This window comes from Pseudomonas corrugata (assembly GCF_001269905.1).
GTDB classification, from domain to species: Bacteria; Pseudomonadota; Gammaproteobacteria; order Pseudomonadales; family Pseudomonadaceae; genus Aquipseudomonas; species Aquipseudomonas corrugata.
The window spans coordinates 35,833-54,541 of sequence record NZ_LHVK01000008.1; the positions used below are offsets into that span (position 1 = coordinate 35,833).

Consider the following 18,709-nt stretch of genomic DNA (forward strand, 5'->3'; position numbering starts at 1 on the left):
GATTGTGACTCAGCTATCGCGAGCAGGCTCGCTCCCACAGGTAGTGTGAGAGCAGTGATTGCCCGTTAAACCTTAAACCGCCTTGACGTCGAGGATTTCCACTTCGAAATTCAAGGTCTTGCCCGCCAAGGGGTGGTTGAAGTCCACGGTCACCTGGGCGTCGTCAAAAACCTTCACCACACCCGGCAACTCGGTATTGGCCGCGTCGTTGAAGATCACCAGCAAGCCCTCGGACAGCTCCATGTCCTGGAACTGCGAGCGTGGCATGGTCTGCACGTTTTGCGGGTTGGGCTGACCAAAGGCGTTTTCCGGTGTCACGACCACGGTGCGCTTGTCGCCGGCCTTGAAACCGAAGATCGCCGCCTCGAAGCCTGGCAACAGGTTACCGTCGCCTACCTTGAACACAGCAGGGGACTTGTCGAAGGTGCTATCGACGGTGTCGCCATTTTCCAGATGCAGGGCGAAGTGAAGCGTCACTTCGGTGTTTTGAGCGATACGCTGCTCAGTCATGGACGGCTTCTCCGGTTTTCTTGCTTTTGAACATGTCCAGGGCGAGCATGATGGCGCCCACGGTGATGGCGCTGTCAGCGAAGTTGAACGCCGGGAAATACCAGCGGTTCTGCCAATGCACCAGGATGAAATCGATCACGTGCCCCAAGGCAATGCGGTCATAGAGATTGCCCAGGGCACCGCCGAGCACCAGCGCCAGCGCCACGGCCAGCCAGGTTTCGTTGCGGCCCAGGCGCTTGAGCCAAACCACCAGCACCGCGCTGACCACTACGGCGATCAGGGCGAACAGCCAGCGCTGCCAGCCCGAACTGTCGGCCAGGAAGCTGAACGCCGCGCCGGTGTTGTAGGCCAGGGTCCAGCTGAAGTAATCGGGGATGACCACAATTTGCTGGTACATGGTCAACGAGCCTTCGAAGTAGAACTTGCTGGCCTGGTCGATGACCAGGACCAGCACGCTCAACCAGAGCCAGCCCAGCCGTCCGAAACGGCCCGCTGCGTTAGGCATAGTGGCGAACCTCGCCGGTACCGCTGATGTTGTCGACACAACGCCCGCAGATTTCCGGATGTTCCGGATTCACGCCGACGTCTTCGCGGCAGTGCCAGCAACGGGCGCACTTGACGAAGCCCGACTTGACCACCTTGAGCTTCAGCCCGGCCACTTCGGTCACCACGGCATCGGCCGGAGCCTGCACCAACGGCGCGACACTGGCAGTGGAGGTGATCAGCACGAAGCGCAGTTCGTTACCCAGTTTGGCCAGGTCGCCGCTCAGGGCTTCCTCGGCGTAGAGGGTCACTTCGGCCTGCAGGTTGCCACCGACGGCCTTGGCCGCGCGCTGGATTTCCATTTCCTTGTTGACCGCGGCCTTGACCGCCATGATCCGGTCCCAGTAAGCACGGTCCAGCTCGAAGCCTTGGGGCAATTCGCTCAGGCCTTCGTACCAGGTGTTGAGCATCACCGATTCGTTGCGCTCGCCTGGCAGGTATTCCCACAGCTCGTCGGCGGTGAACGCCAGGATCGGCGCGATCCAGCGCACCAACGCCTCACTGATGTGGAACAGCGCGGTCTGGCACGAGCGGCGAGCCTTGCTGTTGGCACCAGTGGTGTACTGGCGATCCTTGATGATGTCGAGGTAGAAACCGCCCAGCTCCTGCACGCAGAAGTTGTGGATCTTCGAGTAGACGTTCCAGAAACGGTATTCGCCATAGTGTTCCTGCAACTCGCGTTGCAGCAGCAGGGTACGGTCCACGGCCCAGCGGTCCAGGGCCAGCATGTCCTCGGCGGGCAGCAGGTCGGTGGCCGGATTGAAACCGGTCAGGTTCGACAGCAGGAAGCGCGCGGTATTACGGATGCGCCGGTAGGCGTCCGCGCTGCGCTGCAGGATCTGCTCGGAAACCGCCATCTCGCCGGAGTAGTCGGTGGAGGCGACCCACAGGCGCATAATGTCGGCGCCCAGGGTGTCGTTGACCTTCTGCGGCGCGATCACGTTGCCCAGGGACTTGGACATCTTGCGGCCGGCCTCGTCGACGGTGAAACCGTGGGTCAGCAGTTCGCGGTACGGCGCGTGGTTGTCGATGGCGCAACCGGTCAGCAGCGACGAGTGGAACCAGCCGCGGTGCTGGTCCGAACCTTCCAGGTACAGGTCGGCACGCGGGCCGCTCTCATGGCCCATCGGGTGCGAACCGCGCAGCACGTGCCAGTGGGTGGTGCCGGAGTCGAACCAGACGTCCAGGGTGTCGCTGATCTTGTCGTACAGCGGTGCTTCGTCGCCCAGCAGCTCGGCGGCGTCCATCTTGAACCAGGCTTCGATGCCCTCGACTTCGACACGTTTGGCAACGGCCTCCATCAGCTCGACGGTACGCGGGTGCAGCTCACCGCTTTCCTTGTTCAGGAAGAATGGGATCGGCACGCCCCAGTTGCGCTGGCGGGAGATGCACCAGTCCGGACGGTTGGCGATCATCGAGTGCAGGCGTGCCTGGCCCCAGGCCGGAACGAACTGGGTGTCCTCGATAGCCTTGAGCGAGCGCTGGCGCAGGGTATCGCCGCTGGCAGGTTGCTTGTCCATGCCGATGAACCACTGCGCGGTGGCGCGGTAGATCAACGGGGTCTTGTGACGCCAGCAGTGCATGTAGCTGTGTTCGATGACGGTGGTGTGCAGCAGCGCACCGACCTCTGTCAGCTTGTCGACGATGGCCGGGTTGGCTTTCCAGATGAACTGGCCGCCAAAGAACTCCAGGGACGGCACGTATACGCCATTGCTCTGGACCGGGTTGAGGATGTCATCGTTGACCATGCCGTATTTCTTGCAGGTCACGAAGTCGTCGACACCATAGGCCGGCGCGGAGTGAACCACGCCAGTGCCTGCGCCCAGCTCCACGTAGTCGGCCAGGTACACCGGCGACAGACGGTCGTAGAACGGGTGACGGAAGTTGATCAGTTCCAGCGCCGAGCCCGGCGCAGTCGCCAGCACCGAGCCTTCGAGGCCGTAACGGGACAGGCAGGATTCGACCAGCTCTTCAGCCAACACCAGCAGCTTGTCGCCAACATCGACCAGGGCGTAGTTGAACTCCGGATGGACGTTGAGGGCCTGGTTGGCCGGGATGGTCCACGGGGTGGTAGTCCAGATCACGATGGCGGCCGGCTTGGCCAGCTTGCCCAGGCCGAAAGCGGCGGCGAGCTTGTCTTCATCGGCAATCGGGAACGCCACGTCGATGGTCGACGACTTCTTGTTCTCGTACTCGACTTCCGCCTCGGCCAGGGCCGAACCGCAATCGAAGCACCAGTTCACTGGCTTGAGGCCCTTGAACACGAAGCCACCCTCGACGATTTTCGCCAGGGCACGGATTTCTCCGGCTTCGTTCTTGAAATCCATGGTCTTGTAGGGGTTGGCGAAGTCGCCCAGCACGCCGAGGCGGATGAATTCGGACTTCTGCCCTTCGATCTGCTCGGTGGCGTAGGCACGGCACAGCTCGCGGGTCTTGTCCGCGCCCAGGTTCTTGCCGTGGGTCACTTCCACCTTGTGCTCGATCGGCAGGCCGTGGCAGTCCCAGCCCGGAACATACGGCGCGTCAAAACCCGACAGGGTCTTGGAGCGGATGATCATGTCCTTGAGAATCTTGTTCAGCGCGTGACCGATGTGAATGGTGCCGTTGGCGTAGGGAGGACCGTCGTGCAGGACGAACTTCGGACGATCCTTGCCAATTTCGCGCAACTTTCCGTACAGGCCAATGCTGTCCCAACGCTGCAGAATCTGTGGTTCGCGCTGAGGCAGGCCGGCCTTCATAGGGAAGGCGGTGTCCGGAAGGTTTAGCGTGGCTTTATAGTCGGTCATTTAAGGCTCTTCATTAGCGATTGGCGCTGGTTGCGACAAGGGCACGGGCGGCGGCGATATCTGCATGGATCGCCGTCTTGAGCGCCTCCAGGGAGGCAAAACGCTGCTCTTCACGCAGCTTCTGGTGGAAAACCACCGTCAAACGCCGGTCATACAGATCGCCGGCAAAATCCAGAACATGTACTTCGAGATGGGCCTTGCCATCTCCCTGGACCGTAGGGCGTACACCGATATTGGCGACGCCGGGCCAGGCCTTGCCATCGATCTCGACGCTCACCAGGAATACCCCGGTCAGCGGCACACGACGACGCTTGAGTTGCACGTTGGCGGTCGGCGTACCCAATTGGCGCGCCAGTTTCTGTCCGTGCAGGATCCGCCCGGCAATCCGGTACGGACGGCCGAGCAAGCGCTCGGCCAATTCGAAGTCGGCAGCGGCCAGGGCGTTGCGGACCTGGGTGCTGCTGACACGCAAGCCATCCATCTCGACGGTCTGCGCCGCCTCAACGGTAAAGCCACGGGCGAGGCCGGCCTGCTGCAGGTAGGTGAAATCCCCTGCCCTGTCACAGCCGAAACGGAAGTCGTCGCCGACCTCCAGATGCTTCACGTCGAGACCGCCCACCAGGATGGTCTCGACGAATTCTGCGGCGCTGAGCTTGCTCAGGCGCTCGTTGAAAGCCAGGCACAGGACCCGGTCGACGCCTTCGGCGGCCAGCAGTTGCAGTTTGTCCCGCAAGCGGGCCAGACGGGCCGGCGCGGTGTCCGGGGCAAAAAACTCCCGGGGTTGCGGCTCGAAGATGACCACGCAACTGGGCAGGCCCAGCTCCAGCGCACGCTCGCGCAGCCGCGCCAGGATAGCCTGGTGGCCACGGTGAACACCGTCGAAGTTGCCAATGGTGGCGACACAGCCCCGATGCCGGGGACGCAGGTTGTGGAGGCCTCGAACCAGCTGCATAACGCGCTTCTTGCTCATAAAGTGGCCGATTATAACCACACCCGGCGGCCAACGACAGGCAACACCGTAACCCAAAGTGATCGAACCGACAAAACCACTGCCCGACCCGCCCCCGTCGAGGGCAATCCCTCAGCGCAAGGCCTTGCGATTGAAGTCACGCAGACGGAACCCCATCAGCAGCAACATGCCGAAATAGACCACCACGCCCGCGACGACCAACACGCCGAGGCGCAGGAAACGCTCGAGCATCTGCCCTTCGCCCCAGGCCGGCATGAAGTGCATCGCCCCCAGCAACACCGCCGCCATCACTACCACGGCCACCAGCAGCTTGAGGCCGAACGCGCCCCATCCTGGCTGCGCTTGATACATCTTCTGCTTGCGCAGCTGGTAGAACAGCAGCCCGGCGTTGAGGCAGGCGCCAATACTGATCGCCAGGGCCAGGCCGGCGTGAGCCAAGGGACCGATCAGCAAGAGGTTGAACAATTGCGTCATCACCAGGGTGAAAATGGCGATCTTCACCGGCGTGCGGATGTTCTGCTGGGCGTAGAACCCTGGCGCCAGCACCTTGATCAGGATAATCCCCAGCAACCCCACCGAGTAGGCAATCAGGGCCCGCTGGGTCATCAGGGCATCGAACGCCTTGAACTGGCCATACTGGAACAGCGAGACGGTCAGGGGTTCGGCCAGGATCCCCAGGGCCACCGCACATGGCAGCACCAGCACGAAGCACAGGCGCAGGCCCCAGTCGAGAATGCGCGAGTACTCCTGGCGGTCCCGGCTGGCATAGGTCTTGGCCAGGGTCGGCAACAGGATCGTACCCAGCGCCACGCCCAGCACGCCGGACGGCAGCTCCATCAGGCGGTCGGCGTAGTACATCCACGACACCGAGCCGGCCACCAGGAACGAGGCGAAAATGGTGTTGATGATCAGGGAAATCTGGCTCACCGACACCCCGAGAATTGCCGGCAGCATCTGCTTGAGCACCCGCCAGACGCCGCTGTCGCGCAGGTTCAGGCGCGGCAGTACCAGCATGCCAATCTTCTTCAGGTAGGGCAGTTGGTACAGCAGCTGCGCCAGGCCGCCCACCAGTACTGCCCAGCCGAGGGCCATCACCGGAGGGTTGAAATACGGCGTCAGGAACACCGCAAACACGATCATGCTGACGTTGAGCAACGTCGGCACGAAGGCCGGTACCGAAAAGCGGTTCCAGGTATTGAGGATCGCTCCGGCCAGGGACGACAGGGAAATCAGCAATATATAAGGAAAGGTCACCCGCAAGAGATCGGTAGTGAGCTGGTATTTTTCCGGAGTGTCGGTAAAGCCCGGCGCCGTGGCCCAGATCACCCAGGGCGCGGCGAGCATGCCGGCCGTCGTGACGAGCGCGAGCACCAGCGTCAGCAGACCGGTGACATAGGCAATGAAGGTACGGGTCGCCTCGTCGCCCTTCTGGCTTTTATATTCCGCCAGGATTGGTACGAAGGCCTGGGAAAACGCCCCTTCGGCGAAGATCCGGCGCAACAGATTGGGCAGTTTGAAGGCGATGAAGAAGGCGTCGGTGGCCATTCCGGCACCGAATATTCGTGCGATGAGCGTGTCGCGAACGAACCCCAGGACGCGGGAAAGCATCGTGATAGAGCTGACGGCAGCCAACGATTTGAGCAGATTCATGAAAAGAGTTTCAGCCTGTCGATAAACAGCAGGCGAACAACGCGCCCACTTGTGCGATACTCCGCGCCGCTAAACAGCACAGCGCCAAAGCCCGCGAGTTTACAGGTCACACGCCGGAAAGAAATCACCCGGTGCGTTGTACCTGCCATTCAGCGGAACGCGTCACCCGCCCTTGACAAGACCTCAACTCATCGGCATGATTCGCGGCCTATTTTGTTTGCTATTTCCCAAAAAGTCTTTCGAGGAGCTCGACGGTGGCCAACTCACCTTCCGCCAAAAAACGTGCAAAACAGGCTGAGAAGCGTCGCAGCCACAACGCCAGCCTGCGTTCCATGGTTCGTACCTACATCAAAAACGTAGTTAAGGCCATCGACGCAAAAGACGCTGAAAAAGCTCAAGCTGCCTACGTTCTGGCTGTGCCTGTTATCGACCGTATGGCCGATAAAGGCATCATCCACAAGAACAAGGCTGCTCGTCATAAGAGCCGCCTGAATGGCCACGTAAAGGCCCTGAACGTTGCCGCTGCTGCCTAAGCGACGCGCTCGTTAAAAAACCGACCTCCGGGTCGGTTTTTTATTGCCTGGGATTTTTCACACCACACAAAATTATGTAGAGGCAGACCTCTGTGGGGAGCGGATCTCTGTGAGAGCAAGGCTTCTGTGGGAGCAAGGCTTGCCCGCAACGGCATCGCCCCAGCATTCAGACAAACCGAGGCGCCTGCATCGCGGGCAAGCCTTGCTCCCACAGAGATCCGCTCCCCACAGAAGCTTTGCCCCCACAGGGGCTGCGTATCGATTATTGCGCGTGCGCCCACGGCAGGATTGGAATCGCCGTCACCGCATTCTGCGGACTGCCCTCGATCACGCGATCGCTGTAGACCAGGTACACCAGCGTGTTGCGCTTCTTGTCGAGGAACCGCACCACCTGCATGGTCTTGAACACCAGCGAGGTGCGCTCACGAAACACCTCCTCGCCGTCCTTGAGCTCACCCTTGAAGCTGATCGGCCCTACCTGGCGACAGGCGATGGACGCCTCTGCGCGATCCTCGGCCAGCCCCAGGCCGCCCTTCACGCCACCAGTCTTGGCCCGGGACAGATAACAAGTCACGCCATCCACTTTGGGATCGTCGAACGCCTCGACCACGATCCGGTCGTTCGGTCCAACAAACTTGAACACCGTCGACACCTGACCAATCTCCTCGGCCGAAGCCAGCAACGGCATCGTCAACAGCAGGCCGATCAATCCTTTTGCCAAACCCATGTAATTTCCTTAGACAAGAATCAGGTTGTCGCGGTGAACCAGCTCAGGCTCAGCCATGTAACCCAGCAGACCAACAATCGCGTCAGACGATTGCCCAATGATTTTCTGCGCCTCCAGCGCACTGTAGTTCGCCAGGCCACGGGCGATCTCGCGCCCATCCGGCGCCACGCACACCACCATCTCGCCACGCCGGAAGCTGCCCTGGACCAGTTTCACACCCACCGGCAGCAGACTTTTGTTGCCCTGGGACAGCGCCGTCACGGCCCCCGCATCCAGCACCAACGTGCCGCGGGTTTGCAGATGGCCGGCCAGCCATTGCTTGCGCGCCGCCAACATGCCGCGCTCAGGCGAGAGCAACGTACCGATGTGCTCGCCCGCTTTCAGGCGATCCAACACCCGCTCCAGCCGACCACCGATGATGATGGTGTGAGCACCGGAGCGCGCCGCCAGGCGTGCGGCACGCAGCTTGGTTTGCATGCCGCCACGCCCCAGCGCGCCACCGGTGCCGCCCGCGACCGCGTCCAGGGCCGAATCATCGGCACGGGCTTCGTAGATCAGCTTGGCGTCGGGATTGGTGCGCGGATCGGCGTCGAACATGCCGTCGCGGTCAGTGAGAATCACCAGCAGATCGGCCTCCACCAGGTTCGCCACCAGCGCGGCCAAGGTGTCGTTGTCGCCGAAACGGATCTCATCGGTGACCACGGTATCGTTCTCGTTGATCACCGGGATGACTTTCAGCTCTACCAGCGCGCGCAAGGTACTGCGAGCATTGAGGTAACGCTTGCGGTCGGAGAGGTCATCGTGAGTCAGGAGAATCTGCGCCGTATGACGACCATGCTCGGCGAAGCTGGATTCCCAAGCCTGCACGAGACCCATCTGACCAATGGCGGCGGCTGCCTGCAACTCATGCATCGCGCTGGGTCGCGACGTCCAGCCCAGGCGGCTCATACCGGCCGCCACCGCCCCCGAAGAGACCAGCACCAGCTCGACGCCAGCCTCATGCAAGGCCACCATCTGCTCGACCCACACCGCCATCGCCTTGCGATCCAGGCCCTTGCCATCCGCCGTCAGCAGTGCACTGCCGATCTTTACGACCCAGCGCCGCGCACCCGTCACCTTGCTCCGCATCATCTTCAACCTTTGCCAGCGAACGGCGCGACCCAGCGCCGCCCATGGGATTATTCGTATTTGCGTTTTGCAGACACCAAAACGCCGCTCGAATGAGCGGCGCCCTGGAAACCGGCTGGCTGCGATGATAACACCGCGCCGAGCCACTTAAACCTGTGGGAGCGAGCCCGCTCGCGAAAGCGCTGGATCAGCGACATGGACATTGGCTGATATAACGTATTCGCGAGCAGGCTCGCTCCCACAGGTTTTGCAGCTTAACGGACGAACATTTCAGGATCAGTCGCGAACGTAGATGATCTCCGGACCATCTTCGTCATCCACATCTTCTTCATCCCAGTCATCCTCGCCGATGTCATGGACCGACTTCACACCACTGCGACGCAGGGCACGCTGGTCATCCAGCGCCTGCAACTGCGCACGGGCTTCATCTTCGATGCGCTGATCGAGTTCGGCCAGCTCTTCCTTGTAGACCGGGTCATTGGCCAGGCGATCGGCGCGATCTTCCAGGTAGCGCATGATGTCGTGACACAGGCGCTCGGTGCCTTCTTTGGCAATGGCGGAGATCACGTAGACCGGACCTTCCCACTCCAGGCGGTCGACGATTTCCTTGACCCGCTCCTCGTGCTCTTCTTCGAGGATCTGGTCACACTTGTTCAATACCAGCCAGCGATCACGCTCGGCCAGGGCCGGGCTGAACTTGGTCAGCTCGCTGACAATGACTTCGGCGGCATCGGCAGCATTGCTTTCATCCAGCGGCGCCATGTCCACGAGATGCAGCAGCAGGCGGGTGCGGGACAAGTGCTTGAGGAAGCGAATCCCCAGGCCGGCGCCATCGGAAGCGCCCTCGATCAGCCCCGGGATGTCCGCGACTACGAAGCTTTTCCAGCGATCGACACTGACCACGCCCAGGTTCGGCACCAGCGTGGTGAACGGGTAGTCCGCCACTTTCGGCTTGGCGGCCGACACCGAGCGAATGAAGGTACTTTTACCGGCGTTCGGCAAGCCCAGCAGGCCCACGTCGGCCAGCACCTTCATTTCCAACTTCAGGTCGCGCTGCTCGCCCGGCTTGCCTGGCGTAGTCTGGCGCGGCGCACGGTTGGTACTGGACTTGAAGCGGGTGTTGCCCAGGCCATGCCAACCACCATGAGCCACCAGCAGACGCTGGCCCGGCTTGGTCAGGTCGCCAATGACTTCCTGAGTCGCGGAGTCGATCACCGTGGTACCGACCGGAACGCGCAGGACCAGGTCCTCACCCTTCTTACCGGTGCAGTCGGTGCTGCCACCGTTGGAGCCACGCTCGGCATCGAAGTGCCGGGTGTATCGGTAGTCCACCAGGGTATTGAGGTTCTCATCAGCGAGCATGAAGATCGAGCCGCCGTCGCCGCCGTCACCACCGTTCGGACCACCGTTTTCAATGAACTTTTCCCGACGGAAACTCATGCAACCATTGCCGCCGTCGCCGGCCTTTACTCGAATCGATACTTCATCAACAAACTTCATGACACACGCCTCTCGCCATACGGACGAGTCGAAAAAAACAAGACATAAGACTCTTGCAAAAATGAACGCAGCGACCAGATCAAGCGCCCGATAGCAGCGCCGGCAGCCCATACAAACAGCTTTGCAAGAGACTCACCCCACAAACGAAAAAGCCCCGTCGCAAGACAGGGCTTCTCCAGCATTCTCGCGATTAAGCCGCGACAACGCTCACGTAACGGCGGTTGAACGCGCCCTTTACTTCGAACTTGATCACGCCTTCGATTTTAGCGAAGAGGGTGTGATCCTTACCCATGCCTACACCGTAACCGGCGTGGAATTGGGTGCCGCGCTGACGCACGATGATGTTGCCCGGAATGATTTTCTGGCCGCCATACATCTTCACGCCAAGGCGTTTGGCTTCTGAGTCGCGACCGTTACGGGTACTACCACCAGCTTTTTTGTGTGCCATGAGTTCAATTCTCCTAGTGAGGAATTAGGCTGAAATTAAGCCTGAATACCGGTGATTTTGATCTCGGTGTACCACTGGCGGTGGCCCATACGCTTCATGTGGTGCTTACGACGACGGAACTTGATGATGCGGACTTTATCGTGACGACCTTGGGAGATCACTTCAGCCACAACGGTCGCGCCAGCAACAACTGGAGCACCGATATTCACGTCATCGCCATTGGCGACCAACAGAACGCGATCAAAAGTCACGGATTCGCCGGTAGCGACTTCCAGTTTTTCGATCTTCAGGTATTCACCTGGGGCGACCTTGTATTGCTTGCCACCAGTAACGATTACTGCATAAGACATGGTATTTCTCCGATAATCCTGCTCACCCAGCGCTTTAGAAGAAGAGGTATTGGCTGGCATGGCTGCATGGGCTGGAAGGCCCGGATGCAATTGCGTAAGGCAGGTGCTGCCCAGGAAGTTCAGGGTGCGCGATTGTACGCAAGCTGTCCTGGCGATGCAAGTAGCCGTCCATCGTGCCTTGACAGCCCCGGACGTGGGTCCTAGCATGCCGCGCAACCCTTCTGGAGCGCCTGTCGCTGATGCAACCCCAAGCTTTCTACCGCGCAGTGGCGGACGATTTTAGTGCCGTCGACGGCATCATCAAGAAGCAGCTGACTTCCCGAGTGCCGCTGGTGTCGAAAATCGGCGACTACATCACCTCGGCTGGCGGCAAGCGCCTGCGTCCTTTATTGGTGCTCCTGTGTGGCAAGGCCCTGGGTCGCGAAGGCGACGACCTGCGCCTGCTGGCTGCCACCATCGAATTCCTGCATACCGCCACCTTGCTGCATGACGACGTGGTCGACATGTCCGGCATGCGCCGTGGCCGCTCGACCGCCAATGCCATGTGGGGCAACGCCCCAAGTGTATTGGTGGGCGATTTCCTGTACTCGCGCTCGTTCGAAATGATGGTCGAACTGGGCTCGATGCCGGTGATGAAGATCCTGTCCCAGGCCACTCGCATCATCGCTGAAGGCGAAGTACTGCAGTTGTCCAAGGTGCGTGACGCCAGCACCACCGAGGAAACCTACATGGAGGTCATCCGCGGCAAGACCGCGATGCTCTTCGAAGCCTCGACCCACAGCGCCGCCGCGCTGGCCGGCGCGACCGCCGAGCAGAGCGAAGCGCTGCGCACCTTCGGCGACCACCTGGGCGTGGCCTTCCAGTTGGTGGACGACCTGTTGGACTACAAGGGCGACGCCGAAACCCTGGGCAAGAACGTCGGTGACGACCTCGCCGAGGGCAAGCCGACCCTGCCGCTGATCTACACCATGCGCGAAGGGTCGCCAGAACAGGCGGCCCTGGTACGCCAGGCCATCCAGAAAGGCGGCATCGAAGACCTGGAAAGCATTCGCGCAGCGGTCGAAGCCTCCGGCTCGCTGGACTACACCGCGAAACTGGCCCGGGACTATGTCGCCCGCGCAATCAAATGCCTCAATGCCCTGCCGGCCAGCGAGTACCGCGATGCCCTGGTGGAATTGAGCGAGTTTGCGGTCGCCCGTACCCACTGATCCAGGGGCCTCTGTGGCGAGGGGATTTATCCCCTCGCCACAATGCCTTCGCAGCACCACCCTCCTCGCAAAAAACCCTATATAATGTGCGCCCTTTTGCCCTCCTGATACCAAGGAACCTTAGTGAGCACGTTGCCACCCTGCCCGAAATGCAATTCCGAATACACTTACGAAGACGGTACCCAACTGGTCTGCCCGGAGTGTGCCCACGAATGGTCTGCCACCGGCGAAGTCGAAGCGGCGTCCGATGACACCGTGAAGAAAGACTCGGTCGGCAACGTCCTGCAGGACGGCGACACCATTACCGTGATCAAGGACCTCAAGGTCAAGGGCACGTCGCTGGTGGTCAAGGTGGGCACCAAGGTCAAGAACATCCGCCTGTGCGACGGCGATCATGACATTGACTGCAAGATCGATGGCATCGGCCCGATGAAACTCAAATCCGAGTTCGTCAGAAAGGTCTGAGCCTTCTGCATCCCATCCCGCGCCTTGCGTGGGATGGTGCCGCGCCCTCCCCGCTTCAGCCCGGTTTTGCACATGCCAGCCAAACGCCAGCCGCCGCGAGCTGCGACAACCCATCGCCAGAAAACAAACCGGAATACAAATAGAGCCTTGCTATTTCGATAATAAGAATTATTCTCATTAAACCCTTCAAGGAGATGAGAACCATGACTTATTTGATCGATGCCTGGCTGGACCGCCCACATCCTTACCTCAGGATCCTGCATCGGGAAACCGGGGAAGTCTGTGCGGTGCTTGAAGAAGAAGCCTTGAGCGAACTACAGGACCATGGAGACCTGGACATCAACAGCCTGAACTCCAGCGAACCGCTGGTGCTCAAGGAGCTGGTGCGAAACCTGTTCCTGTTCTGCTATGCCCGGGCATTGCGCCCGACAAGTGATTTCAATGGCAAGTTTCACGGATGAGCACACAAGCCCTGTGGGAGCGAGCCCGCTCGCGATGACGGCGTGTCAGTCAACATTAACTCGACTGACTGACCGCCATCGCGAGCAAACCCGCTCCCACAAAGGCCTGCTATTGCCTTACAGAACGTCCAACAGCTCGACGTCGAACACCAGAACGCTGTGCGGCGGGATGCTGCCAACGCCCTGGGCGCCGTAAGCCAGTTCGCTCGGCACGTACAGGCGCCATTTGCTGCCGGCATTCATCAGTTGCAGCGCTTCGGTCCAGCCTGGGATCACGCCGCCTACCGGGAATTCGGCTGGCTGGCCACGATCGTAGGAGCTGTCGAACACGGTGCCGTCGATCAGGGTGCCGTGGTAGTGGGTACGCACCTGGTCTTCACGGGTCGGCTTGGCGCCTTCACCCTGGGTCAGCACTTCAAATTGCAAGCCCGAAGCCAGGGTGGTGATGCCGTCGCGCTTGGCATTTTCAGCCAGGAACGCACGACCTTCGCCAGCAGCGGCTTCGGCTTTAGCGGCGGCTTCGGCCTGCATGATTTCGCGGATGACCTTGAAGCTGGCGGACATTTCTTCCTGGCCCACACGGCTTGGCTTGCCGGCGAAGGCGTCGGTCAGGCCGGCCAGGATCGCATCCAGGCTGACGCCCGGTGGCGGGTTGTCGCGCAATTGGTCGCCCAGCTGACGACCAATGCCATAGCTGACGCGGGTTTCGTCGGTGGACAGGTTTACTTCGGACATGCTGCTGCTCCGCTGTGCGGACGGCTCGGGAATGGCCGTGAGTGACACAGCGCCTCCCGGAGCGCCCGGAACCAAAAGGGCGAGCAGACTAGCACAGATGCCATGACGGATGACGAGCGCCCACATCAAAGTGCCTCGCCGGAAACGACAACGCCCGCCTGCTTCTCGACAGGCGGGCGCTGCGCCAATGGGGTTTCAGTGCTTGGTCAGCTTGTCCAGATAGCCCATGGCGAACGCCGACACCACGAAGGTCATGTGGATGATCACGTACCACTTCAGGTGTTCGGGATCGACATTCTTGGCGTCCATGAAAATGCGCAGCAGGTGAATGGAGGAAATGGCCACGATGGAGGCGGCGACTTTCATCTTCAGCGATGAAGAGTCCATGGTGCCCAGCCAGTTGAGCTTTTCCTTGTCTGAATCGATGTCCAGTTGCGAAACGAAGTTCTCGTAGCCGGAAATCATCACCATCACCAGCAGGCCACCCACCAGCGCCATGTCGATCAGCGACAGCAGCACCAGGATCAGATCGGACTCGGCCATGGAAAATACGTTGGGGATGACGTGAAAGACTTCCTGGAAGAATTTCAACGCCAGGGCCAGCAGGCCCAGGGACAGCCCGAAGTAGATCGGCGCCAGCAGCCAACGGGAGGCGTACATTGCATTTTCGATAAAGCGTTCCATTGAATCTCACACCAGGGGCAAAAAATGGCGGCGAGTATATCAGCCACGACGAGCCCCACAAACGCAGGGCCATCCCTGGCCGCTGCCGCTGGTGTCAGGTTGTAGATGCCGGAATCCGGTCCTCAATGGGGCGGATGGAACTCGAAGCCGCCAGCATTGCGGCAACGACCGCCATTGATCTCACGTAGTTGGGCCTGCATGTGCAGGCACCAGATCTGCGGATCGTTGGCCAGCTCATAACCATGCAAGGTCAACGCCTGGACAATGGTGTCGAGGATCGATTCGGCGGCGTTCGGGCCAGGAAACGGTCCCTGGGCCTTGAGGGCGGAAGGTTGTTCGCCAGCCATTCCGGCGGCGAAAAGCAGGGTCCACATGCCGGTATCCCCCGCCAACGGACGGATGGCGCATTCGATACGAGTGACAAGACCCAGGCATTGACGGGTGAGGCAAAGGTTGCGCGACATGGCGGCGCCCCTCAGTGATACGGTATTCAGCCCCGGGGAGGCTGTTTCGATCCAATGATGACTCTCGTTATCCTTGAACTGAGGATAGAAGAAAAGTTCCGCTTGCAAGCCAAGCGAGACCAGAATGCGCCGAATGGTCATAGTGTGAATATTGACGCCAAGAGCGTGGCATTTTTCACAAGAAATGACCGTAAAAGCTATTGTGGGAGCGGGCTTGCTCGCGAAGACGGAATACCAGTCGACATGACCGTGACTGACATACCGCCTTCGCGAGCAAGCCCGCTCCCACATGGATCGCCTATTCGATGAGAATCAAGCCGGCTTGGCCTCCGCCAAGGCTGCTTGCGCCAGTTCCTTCTCCGCCTCCTTGATGTCGTCCTCGCTGATCATCTCGGCAATCACCCTCAGCCGTTCCACCACGCGGGCGTTGACGCTGCCCTCCGGGAACTCGCCATTCTCATCCGGCTCACCGGCGGGTTCACCCACCAGCAGGCTCAAGGCCTCGTCGGCCTGGCGCACGGCATAGACGTGGAACTGCCCCGCCCGGACGGCAGCCAGCACCTTCTCATCGAGCATCAGGGTAGCGACGTTGGCCTGGGGAATGATTGCCCCCTGCTCGCCGGTCAGCCCACGGGCTTCACAGAGACGGAAGAAGCCTTCGATCTTCTCGTTGACCCCACCCACCGCCTGCACTTCACCGAACTGGTTGATGGAGCCGGTGATGGCGAAGCACTGCTTCAACGGTGTCTTCGACAACGCCGAAATCAGCGTGCAGGCCTCACCCAGGGAGGCGCTGTCGCCGTCGACATAACCGTAGGACTGCTCCAGGGCAATACTGGCCGAGATCGCCAGCGGGAACTCCTGGGCGTAGCGGCTGCCCAGGTAACCGGTCAGGATCATCACGCCCTTGGAGTGAATCGGCTGGCCGAGGTTGACCTCACGCTCGATGTCGACGATACCGCTACCGCCCGGATACACCGTGGCGGAAATCCGCGCCGGTACACCGAACGCCGAGTCGCCTACCTCCAGCACCGTCAACCCATTGCATTTGCCCACGGCCGCGCCATCGGTGTCGATCAGGATGATCCCCGCCAGCATGTCGTCGAGGATCCGAGCCGAAACGCGCCCGGTGCGGGTAGCCTTGGCCTTGAGGGCGCGCTCGATGTGGCCGGCGTCGGTCATCTCGTCACCGGCCAGTTGACGGATGAAATCCGCCTCGCTGACCAGTTGGAACAGATCGCCGATACGGGCCGACAAGCGTCCCTGGTGTTCAGCCAGGCGCGCACTGTAGGTTGCCAGGCGCGCCACCGCATCGGCGGTCAGCGGCGCCATACCCTCCTCCGAGGTGCGGGTCTTGAGCAACTGGGCGAACTGCTCCAGGCTCTCGTCGCCCATCGGGATGTCTTCGTCGAAGTCCACCAGCACGCGGAACATCTCCTGGAAGTCCGAATCCAGGTCCTGCAAGGCGTAATAGAGCTGGCGGGCGCCGATGATCACGACCTTGACCTGCAAAGGGATGTGCTGCGGTGTCAGGGTCACTGTGGCCAGGCGGCCCAGTTCGCCCAGAGGTGACTCCATCTTCAGCTTGCGCGATTGCAGAGCACGCTTGAGTGCGTCCCACACGAACGGCTCGCCGAGCATTTTTTCCGCTTCGAGGATCAGGAAGCCACCGTTGGCCCGATGCAAGGCACCGGGACGCAGCTGCCGATACGTGGTGTAGAGCGCACCCTGGTCAGTGCTGTACTCGATGCGCCCGAACAGGTTGTCGTAGGTCGGGTGCGGTTCGAACACCACCGGTGCGCCGCCGCTCGCCGGATGCCCCACCACCAGGCTCGGCGCATATTGCTCTTCCAGCATTTTGCGGGCGATGGCGTCGGTCTTGCTGTCGTCCACCAGTTGCTCGACCACCGTCCGCAGCAGATTGACCTGCATCGCCTGCAGGTAACCGCAGACCGCTGCGTTCTCCGCATACTTTTCCGACAACGGCGCCAACAGCGGCTGCAAGGCCAGTGTGATGGTTTCTTCGTTGAGCTGGCGCAGTTGGTTGCTGGACTCCCGCTTCCACTGCGGCAGGCTGGCGAGTTCTTCGTTCAGGCGCTCTTCCAGGCCGGAGATGTCGTCATGGAAACGCTCGCGTTCGGATTCCGGCAACTGGGCGAATTCCGCTTCATCGAGGGCCTTGCCTTCGCTCATCGGCGTGAAGGCGATATTGCTGCTGTCGCGATATAGCGCGACATCCTTCTCCAGGGCCAGGCGCTCGATGACATCCAGGGCGCGGTCGTAGCGCTGGTTGAATGCCCGGTCGATAGCGCTTTTCTTCTGCTGGTAGGACGGGTGCTCGAATACCGCCGGAAATGTCGACAGCAGGTTGTCGATCAGGCCATTGATATCGCTGATGAACGCACCGGCAGTACCCGACGGCAGTTCCAGGGCCCGGGGTTCGCGAGGCTCATCGAAGTTGTTGACGTAGACCCAGTCCGCCGGGGTCTGCATGCGCTTGCCTTCGGCCTTGAGATAGCGTTTTACGAATGAGAACCGGCCGGTGCCGGGCTCGCCCATGACAAATACGTTGTAACCGGGGCGCGGCATGGCCACGCCGAACTGCAATGCTTCGACCGCACGCTCCTGGCCAAGCACACCGCGGAAGGGCTCCAGATCATTGGTGGTAGAGAAGCTGAACTGTTCAGCGGAAAACGGACGGGTCAGCGCATCGGGCGCTAGACGCAAGCTGGCAGCAACAGGATCAGGCATCGGGCTTCCTTACATCAGGCGGGGCAGATAACGGCATTCTGGCGCCGCCCGTACCTGACTGGCAAGGAGCGCCTCAGGTCAAAGCATAGTCAACCGGCCGAGGTGGAGCCGGAGCCGAGAGCCGTAAGGTCATGACGTGGTGGATAGTTTTTGCAAAATGTCACGGAACCCTCGGATCGTGCCTAAACTCCAAACTGCGCGGCTGGAACAATAACCGGCCCACTGGCACGAGTGGTTGAGGCCACGAAAGCGCCAGACCCTGTCCATTGGTATGCACATAAAGAGAACATAGCTATGAAACGGATTCTTCTCGGTACTCTCTTCACCGCTGTATCCCTCAACGCCATGGCTCAGGCGCCGGGCGGCCCGGATTGCGGTTGGGGCAACATGCTGTTCGAAGGTCAGCGTGGCACCCCGGCTCACTTCCTCGCTTCCACCACCAACGGCACCTCCGGCAACGCCACCTTCGGCATGACCTCCGGCACCAACGGCTGCTCGACCAACGCAGCACTGACCTATGGTGGCAAGTCCTGGCTGGCCATGAATGGAATGATGAACGAGCTGTCCGAAGACATGGCCAAGGGTCAGGGCGAAGCGCTGACCACCTATGCCGTGGTACTGGGTGTGGCGCCGGAAGATCGCGCCCACTTCTCCGCTGTCACCCACGAGCACTTCCAGCAGATCTTCAGCAAGGCTGACGTGACCGCAGAAGACGTGCATACCAATACCCTGGCCGTACTGAAAAACGATCCTCGTCTGGCCAAGTACGCCACTCAAGCTTAAGCTCGACCCCACT

At 60.8% G+C, this 18,709-nt stretch carries 19 protein-coding genes; 5 read left to right on the forward strand and 14 right to left on the reverse strand.

Annotation, left to right across the window (positions count from 1 at the left end; translation table 11 throughout):
• Positions 1 to 72: 72 nt before the first annotated feature.
• The 5 genes from fkpB to murJ all read right to left on the reverse strand — a co-directional run bounded on the left by fkpB (position 73) and on the right by murJ (position 6,459).
• Positions 73 to 510 carry an FKBP-type peptidyl-prolyl cis-trans isomerase gene (gene fkpB / locus AD665_RS11485; RefSeq protein WP_024780778.1) on the reverse strand — a complete coding sequence of 146 codons (438 nt, stop codon included), beginning with the start codon at positions 508 to 510 and terminating at the stop codon, positions 73 to 75.
• On the reverse strand, positions 503 to 1,015 hold the full coding sequence (lspA, locus tag AD665_RS11490; protein WP_024780777.1) for a signal peptidase II: 513 nt from the start codon (positions 1,013 to 1,015) through the stop codon (positions 503 to 505). Before lspA ends, fkpB begins: the two co-directional genes overlap by 8 nt.
• A complete protein-coding gene (gene ileS / locus AD665_RS11495) occupies positions 1,008 to 3,839 on the reverse strand; it encodes an isoleucine--tRNA ligase (protein ID WP_053192146.1) in 2,832 nt (943 codons plus the stop codon). The genes lspA and ileS overlap by 8 nt, the downstream gene beginning before the upstream one ends.
• A 13-nt stretch (positions 3,840 to 3,852) precedes the next feature.
• A complete protein-coding gene (gene ribF, locus AD665_RS11500; protein WP_024780775.1) occupies positions 3,853 to 4,791 on the reverse strand; it encodes a bifunctional riboflavin kinase/FAD synthetase in 939 nt (312 codons plus the stop codon).
• A 129-nt stretch (positions 4,792 to 4,920) separates the two neighbouring features.
• The gene (gene murJ / locus AD665_RS11505; RefSeq protein ID WP_053192148.1) at positions 4,921 to 6,459 is read right to left on the reverse strand and encodes a murein biosynthesis integral membrane protein MurJ; all 1,539 of its coding nucleotides are present in this window, start codon (positions 6,457 to 6,459) and stop codon (positions 4,921 to 4,923) included.
• 254 nt (positions 6,460 to 6,713) lie between these two features.
• On the opposite strand from murJ, the gene rpsT reads away from it, so the two are divergent.
• Positions 6,714 to 6,992 (forward strand): 30S ribosomal protein S20, encoded by a 279-nt coding sequence (gene rpsT / locus AD665_RS11510; protein WP_020798646.1) that lies wholly within the window; start codon positions 6,714 to 6,716, stop codon positions 6,990 to 6,992.
• A gap of 262 nt (positions 6,993 to 7,254) precedes the next feature.
• Here the strand turns inward: rpsT and AD665_RS11515 are convergent, their stop codons facing one another.
• From AD665_RS11515 to rplU, 5 genes are all read right to left on the reverse strand, one after another.
• Positions 7,255 to 7,719 carry a CreA family protein gene (locus AD665_RS11515; RefSeq protein ID WP_024780773.1) on the reverse strand — a complete coding sequence of 155 codons (465 nt, stop codon included), beginning with the start codon at positions 7,717 to 7,719 and terminating at the stop codon, positions 7,255 to 7,257.
• A gap of 9 nt (positions 7,720 to 7,728) precedes the next feature.
• On the reverse strand, positions 7,729 to 8,847 hold the full coding sequence (proB, locus tag AD665_RS11520) for a glutamate 5-kinase (RefSeq protein WP_024780772.1): 1,119 nt from the start codon (positions 8,845 to 8,847) through the stop codon (positions 7,729 to 7,731).
• Positions 8,848 to 9,123: 276 nt separating this feature from the next.
• Complete coding sequence (gene cgtA, locus AD665_RS11525) at positions 9,124 to 10,347, reverse strand: Obg family GTPase CgtA (protein WP_024780771.1); 1,224 nt, start codon at positions 10,345 to 10,347, stop codon at positions 9,124 to 9,126.
• 190 nt (positions 10,348 to 10,537) lie between these two features.
• A complete protein-coding gene (gene rpmA / locus AD665_RS11530) occupies positions 10,538 to 10,795 on the reverse strand; it encodes a 50S ribosomal protein L27 (RefSeq protein ID WP_003176049.1) in 258 nt (85 codons plus the stop codon).
• A 35-nt stretch (positions 10,796 to 10,830) separates the two neighbouring features.
• A complete protein-coding gene (gene rplU, locus AD665_RS11535; protein WP_007950961.1) occupies positions 10,831 to 11,145 on the reverse strand; it encodes a 50S ribosomal protein L21 in 315 nt (104 codons plus the stop codon).
• Positions 11,146 to 11,384: 239 nt separating this feature from the next.
• On the opposite strand from rplU, the gene AD665_RS11540 reads away from it, so the two are divergent.
• The 3 genes from AD665_RS11540 (at position 11,385) to AD665_RS11550 (ending at position 13,279) form a co-directional block, all read left to right on the forward strand.
• Positions 11,385 to 12,353 carry a polyprenyl synthetase family protein gene (locus AD665_RS11540; RefSeq protein WP_024780770.1) on the forward strand — a complete coding sequence of 323 codons (969 nt, stop codon included), beginning with the start codon at positions 11,385 to 11,387 and terminating at the stop codon, positions 12,351 to 12,353.
• A 123-nt stretch (positions 12,354 to 12,476) separates the two neighbouring features.
• Positions 12,477 to 12,818, forward strand: coding sequence for a zinc ribbon domain-containing protein YjdM (locus AD665_RS11545; protein ID WP_024780769.1), 342 nt, complete (start codon positions 12,477 to 12,479; stop codon positions 12,816 to 12,818).
• A gap of 203 nt (positions 12,819 to 13,021) precedes the next feature.
• Positions 13,022 to 13,279, forward strand: a complete 258-nt coding sequence (locus AD665_RS11550; protein ID WP_053192150.1) for a PA4570 family protein — start codon at positions 13,022 to 13,024, stop codon at positions 13,277 to 13,279.
• A gap of 117 nt (positions 13,280 to 13,396) precedes the next feature.
• On the opposite strand, the gene bamJ is transcribed toward AD665_RS11550, so the two are convergent.
• The 4 genes from bamJ to AD665_RS11570 form a co-directional block, all read right to left on the reverse strand.
• A complete protein-coding gene (gene bamJ / locus AD665_RS11555; RefSeq protein ID WP_024780767.1) occupies positions 13,397 to 14,014 on the reverse strand; it encodes a BamJ family beta-barrel-assembly machinery protein in 618 nt (205 codons plus the stop codon).
• Positions 14,015 to 14,209: 195 nt separating this feature from the next.
• Complete coding sequence (locus AD665_RS11560; RefSeq protein WP_003185611.1) at positions 14,210 to 14,698, reverse strand: TIGR00645 family protein; 489 nt, start codon at positions 14,696 to 14,698, stop codon at positions 14,210 to 14,212.
• 122 nt (positions 14,699 to 14,820) lie between these two features.
• Positions 14,821 to 15,162, reverse strand: a complete 342-nt coding sequence (locus AD665_RS11565; protein WP_024780766.1) for a PA4575 family protein — start codon at positions 15,160 to 15,162, stop codon at positions 14,821 to 14,823.
• 312 nt (positions 15,163 to 15,474) lie between these two features.
• Complete coding sequence (locus AD665_RS11570; RefSeq protein ID WP_024780765.1) at positions 15,475 to 17,913, reverse strand: Lon protease family protein; 2,439 nt, start codon at positions 17,911 to 17,913, stop codon at positions 15,475 to 15,477.
• Positions 17,914 to 18,207: 294 nt separating this feature from the next.
• Between AD665_RS11570 and AD665_RS11575 the strand changes: the two genes are divergently transcribed.
• Positions 18,208 to 18,696, forward strand: coding sequence for a DUF3015 domain-containing protein (locus AD665_RS11575; protein WP_024780764.1), 489 nt, complete (start codon positions 18,208 to 18,210; stop codon positions 18,694 to 18,696).
• Positions 18,697 to 18,709 lie beyond the last annotated feature (13 nt).

Bases quoted from the DNA above. Each gene is read 5' to 3' on its own strand.
- fkpB (WP_024780778.1), bottom strand. From the start codon at position 510: ATGACTGAGCAGCGTATCGCTCAAAACACCGAAGTGACGCTTCACTTC.
- lspA (WP_024780777.1), bottom strand. From the start codon at position 1,015: ATGCCTAACGCAGCGGGCCGTTTCGGACGGCTGGGCTGGCTCTGGTTG.
- ileS (WP_053192146.1), bottom strand. From the start codon at position 3,839: ATGACCGACTATAAAGCCACGCTAAACCTTCCGGACACCGCCTTCCCT.
- ribF (WP_024780775.1), bottom strand. From the start codon at position 4,791: ATGCAGCTGGTTCGAGGCCTCCACAACCTGCGTCCCCGGCATCGGGGC.
- murJ (WP_053192148.1), bottom strand. From the start codon at position 6,459: ATGAATCTGCTCAAATCGTTGGCTGCCGTCAGCTCTATCACGATGCTT.
- AD665_RS11515 (WP_024780773.1), bottom strand. From the start codon at position 7,719: ATGGGTTTGGCAAAAGGATTGATCGGCCTGCTGTTGACGATGCCGTTG.
- proB (WP_024780772.1), bottom strand. From the start codon at position 8,847: ATGCGGAGCAAGGTGACGGGTGCGCGGCGCTGGGTCGTAAAGATCGGC.
- cgtA (WP_024780771.1), bottom strand. From the start codon at position 10,347: ATGAAGTTTGTTGATGAAGTATCGATTCGAGTAAAGGCCGGCGACGGC.
- rpmA (WP_003176049.1), bottom strand. From the start codon at position 10,795: ATGGCACACAAAAAAGCTGGTGGTAGTACCCGTAACGGTCGCGACTCA.
- rplU (WP_007950961.1), bottom strand. From the start codon at position 11,145: ATGTCTTATGCAGTAATCGTTACTGGTGGCAAGCAATACAAGGTCGCC.
- AD665_RS11540 (WP_024780770.1), top strand. From the start codon at position 11,385: ATGCAACCCCAAGCTTTCTACCGCGCAGTGGCGGACGATTTTAGTGCC.
- AD665_RS11550 (WP_053192150.1), top strand. From the start codon at position 13,022: ATGACTTATTTGATCGATGCCTGGCTGGACCGCCCACATCCTTACCTC.
- bamJ (WP_024780767.1), bottom strand. From the start codon at position 14,014: ATGTCCGAAGTAAACCTGTCCACCGACGAAACCCGCGTCAGCTATGGC.
- AD665_RS11560 (WP_003185611.1), bottom strand. From the start codon at position 14,698: ATGGAACGCTTTATCGAAAATGCAATGTACGCCTCCCGTTGGCTGCTG.
- AD665_RS11565 (WP_024780766.1), bottom strand. From the start codon at position 15,162: ATGTCGCGCAACCTTTGCCTCACCCGTCAATGCCTGGGTCTTGTCACT.
- AD665_RS11570 (WP_024780765.1), bottom strand. From the start codon at position 17,913: ATGCCTGATCCTGTTGCTGCCAGCTTGCGTCTAGCGCCCGATGCGCTG.
- AD665_RS11575 (WP_024780764.1), top strand. From the start codon at position 18,208: ATGAAACGGATTCTTCTCGGTACTCTCTTCACCGCTGTATCCCTCAAC.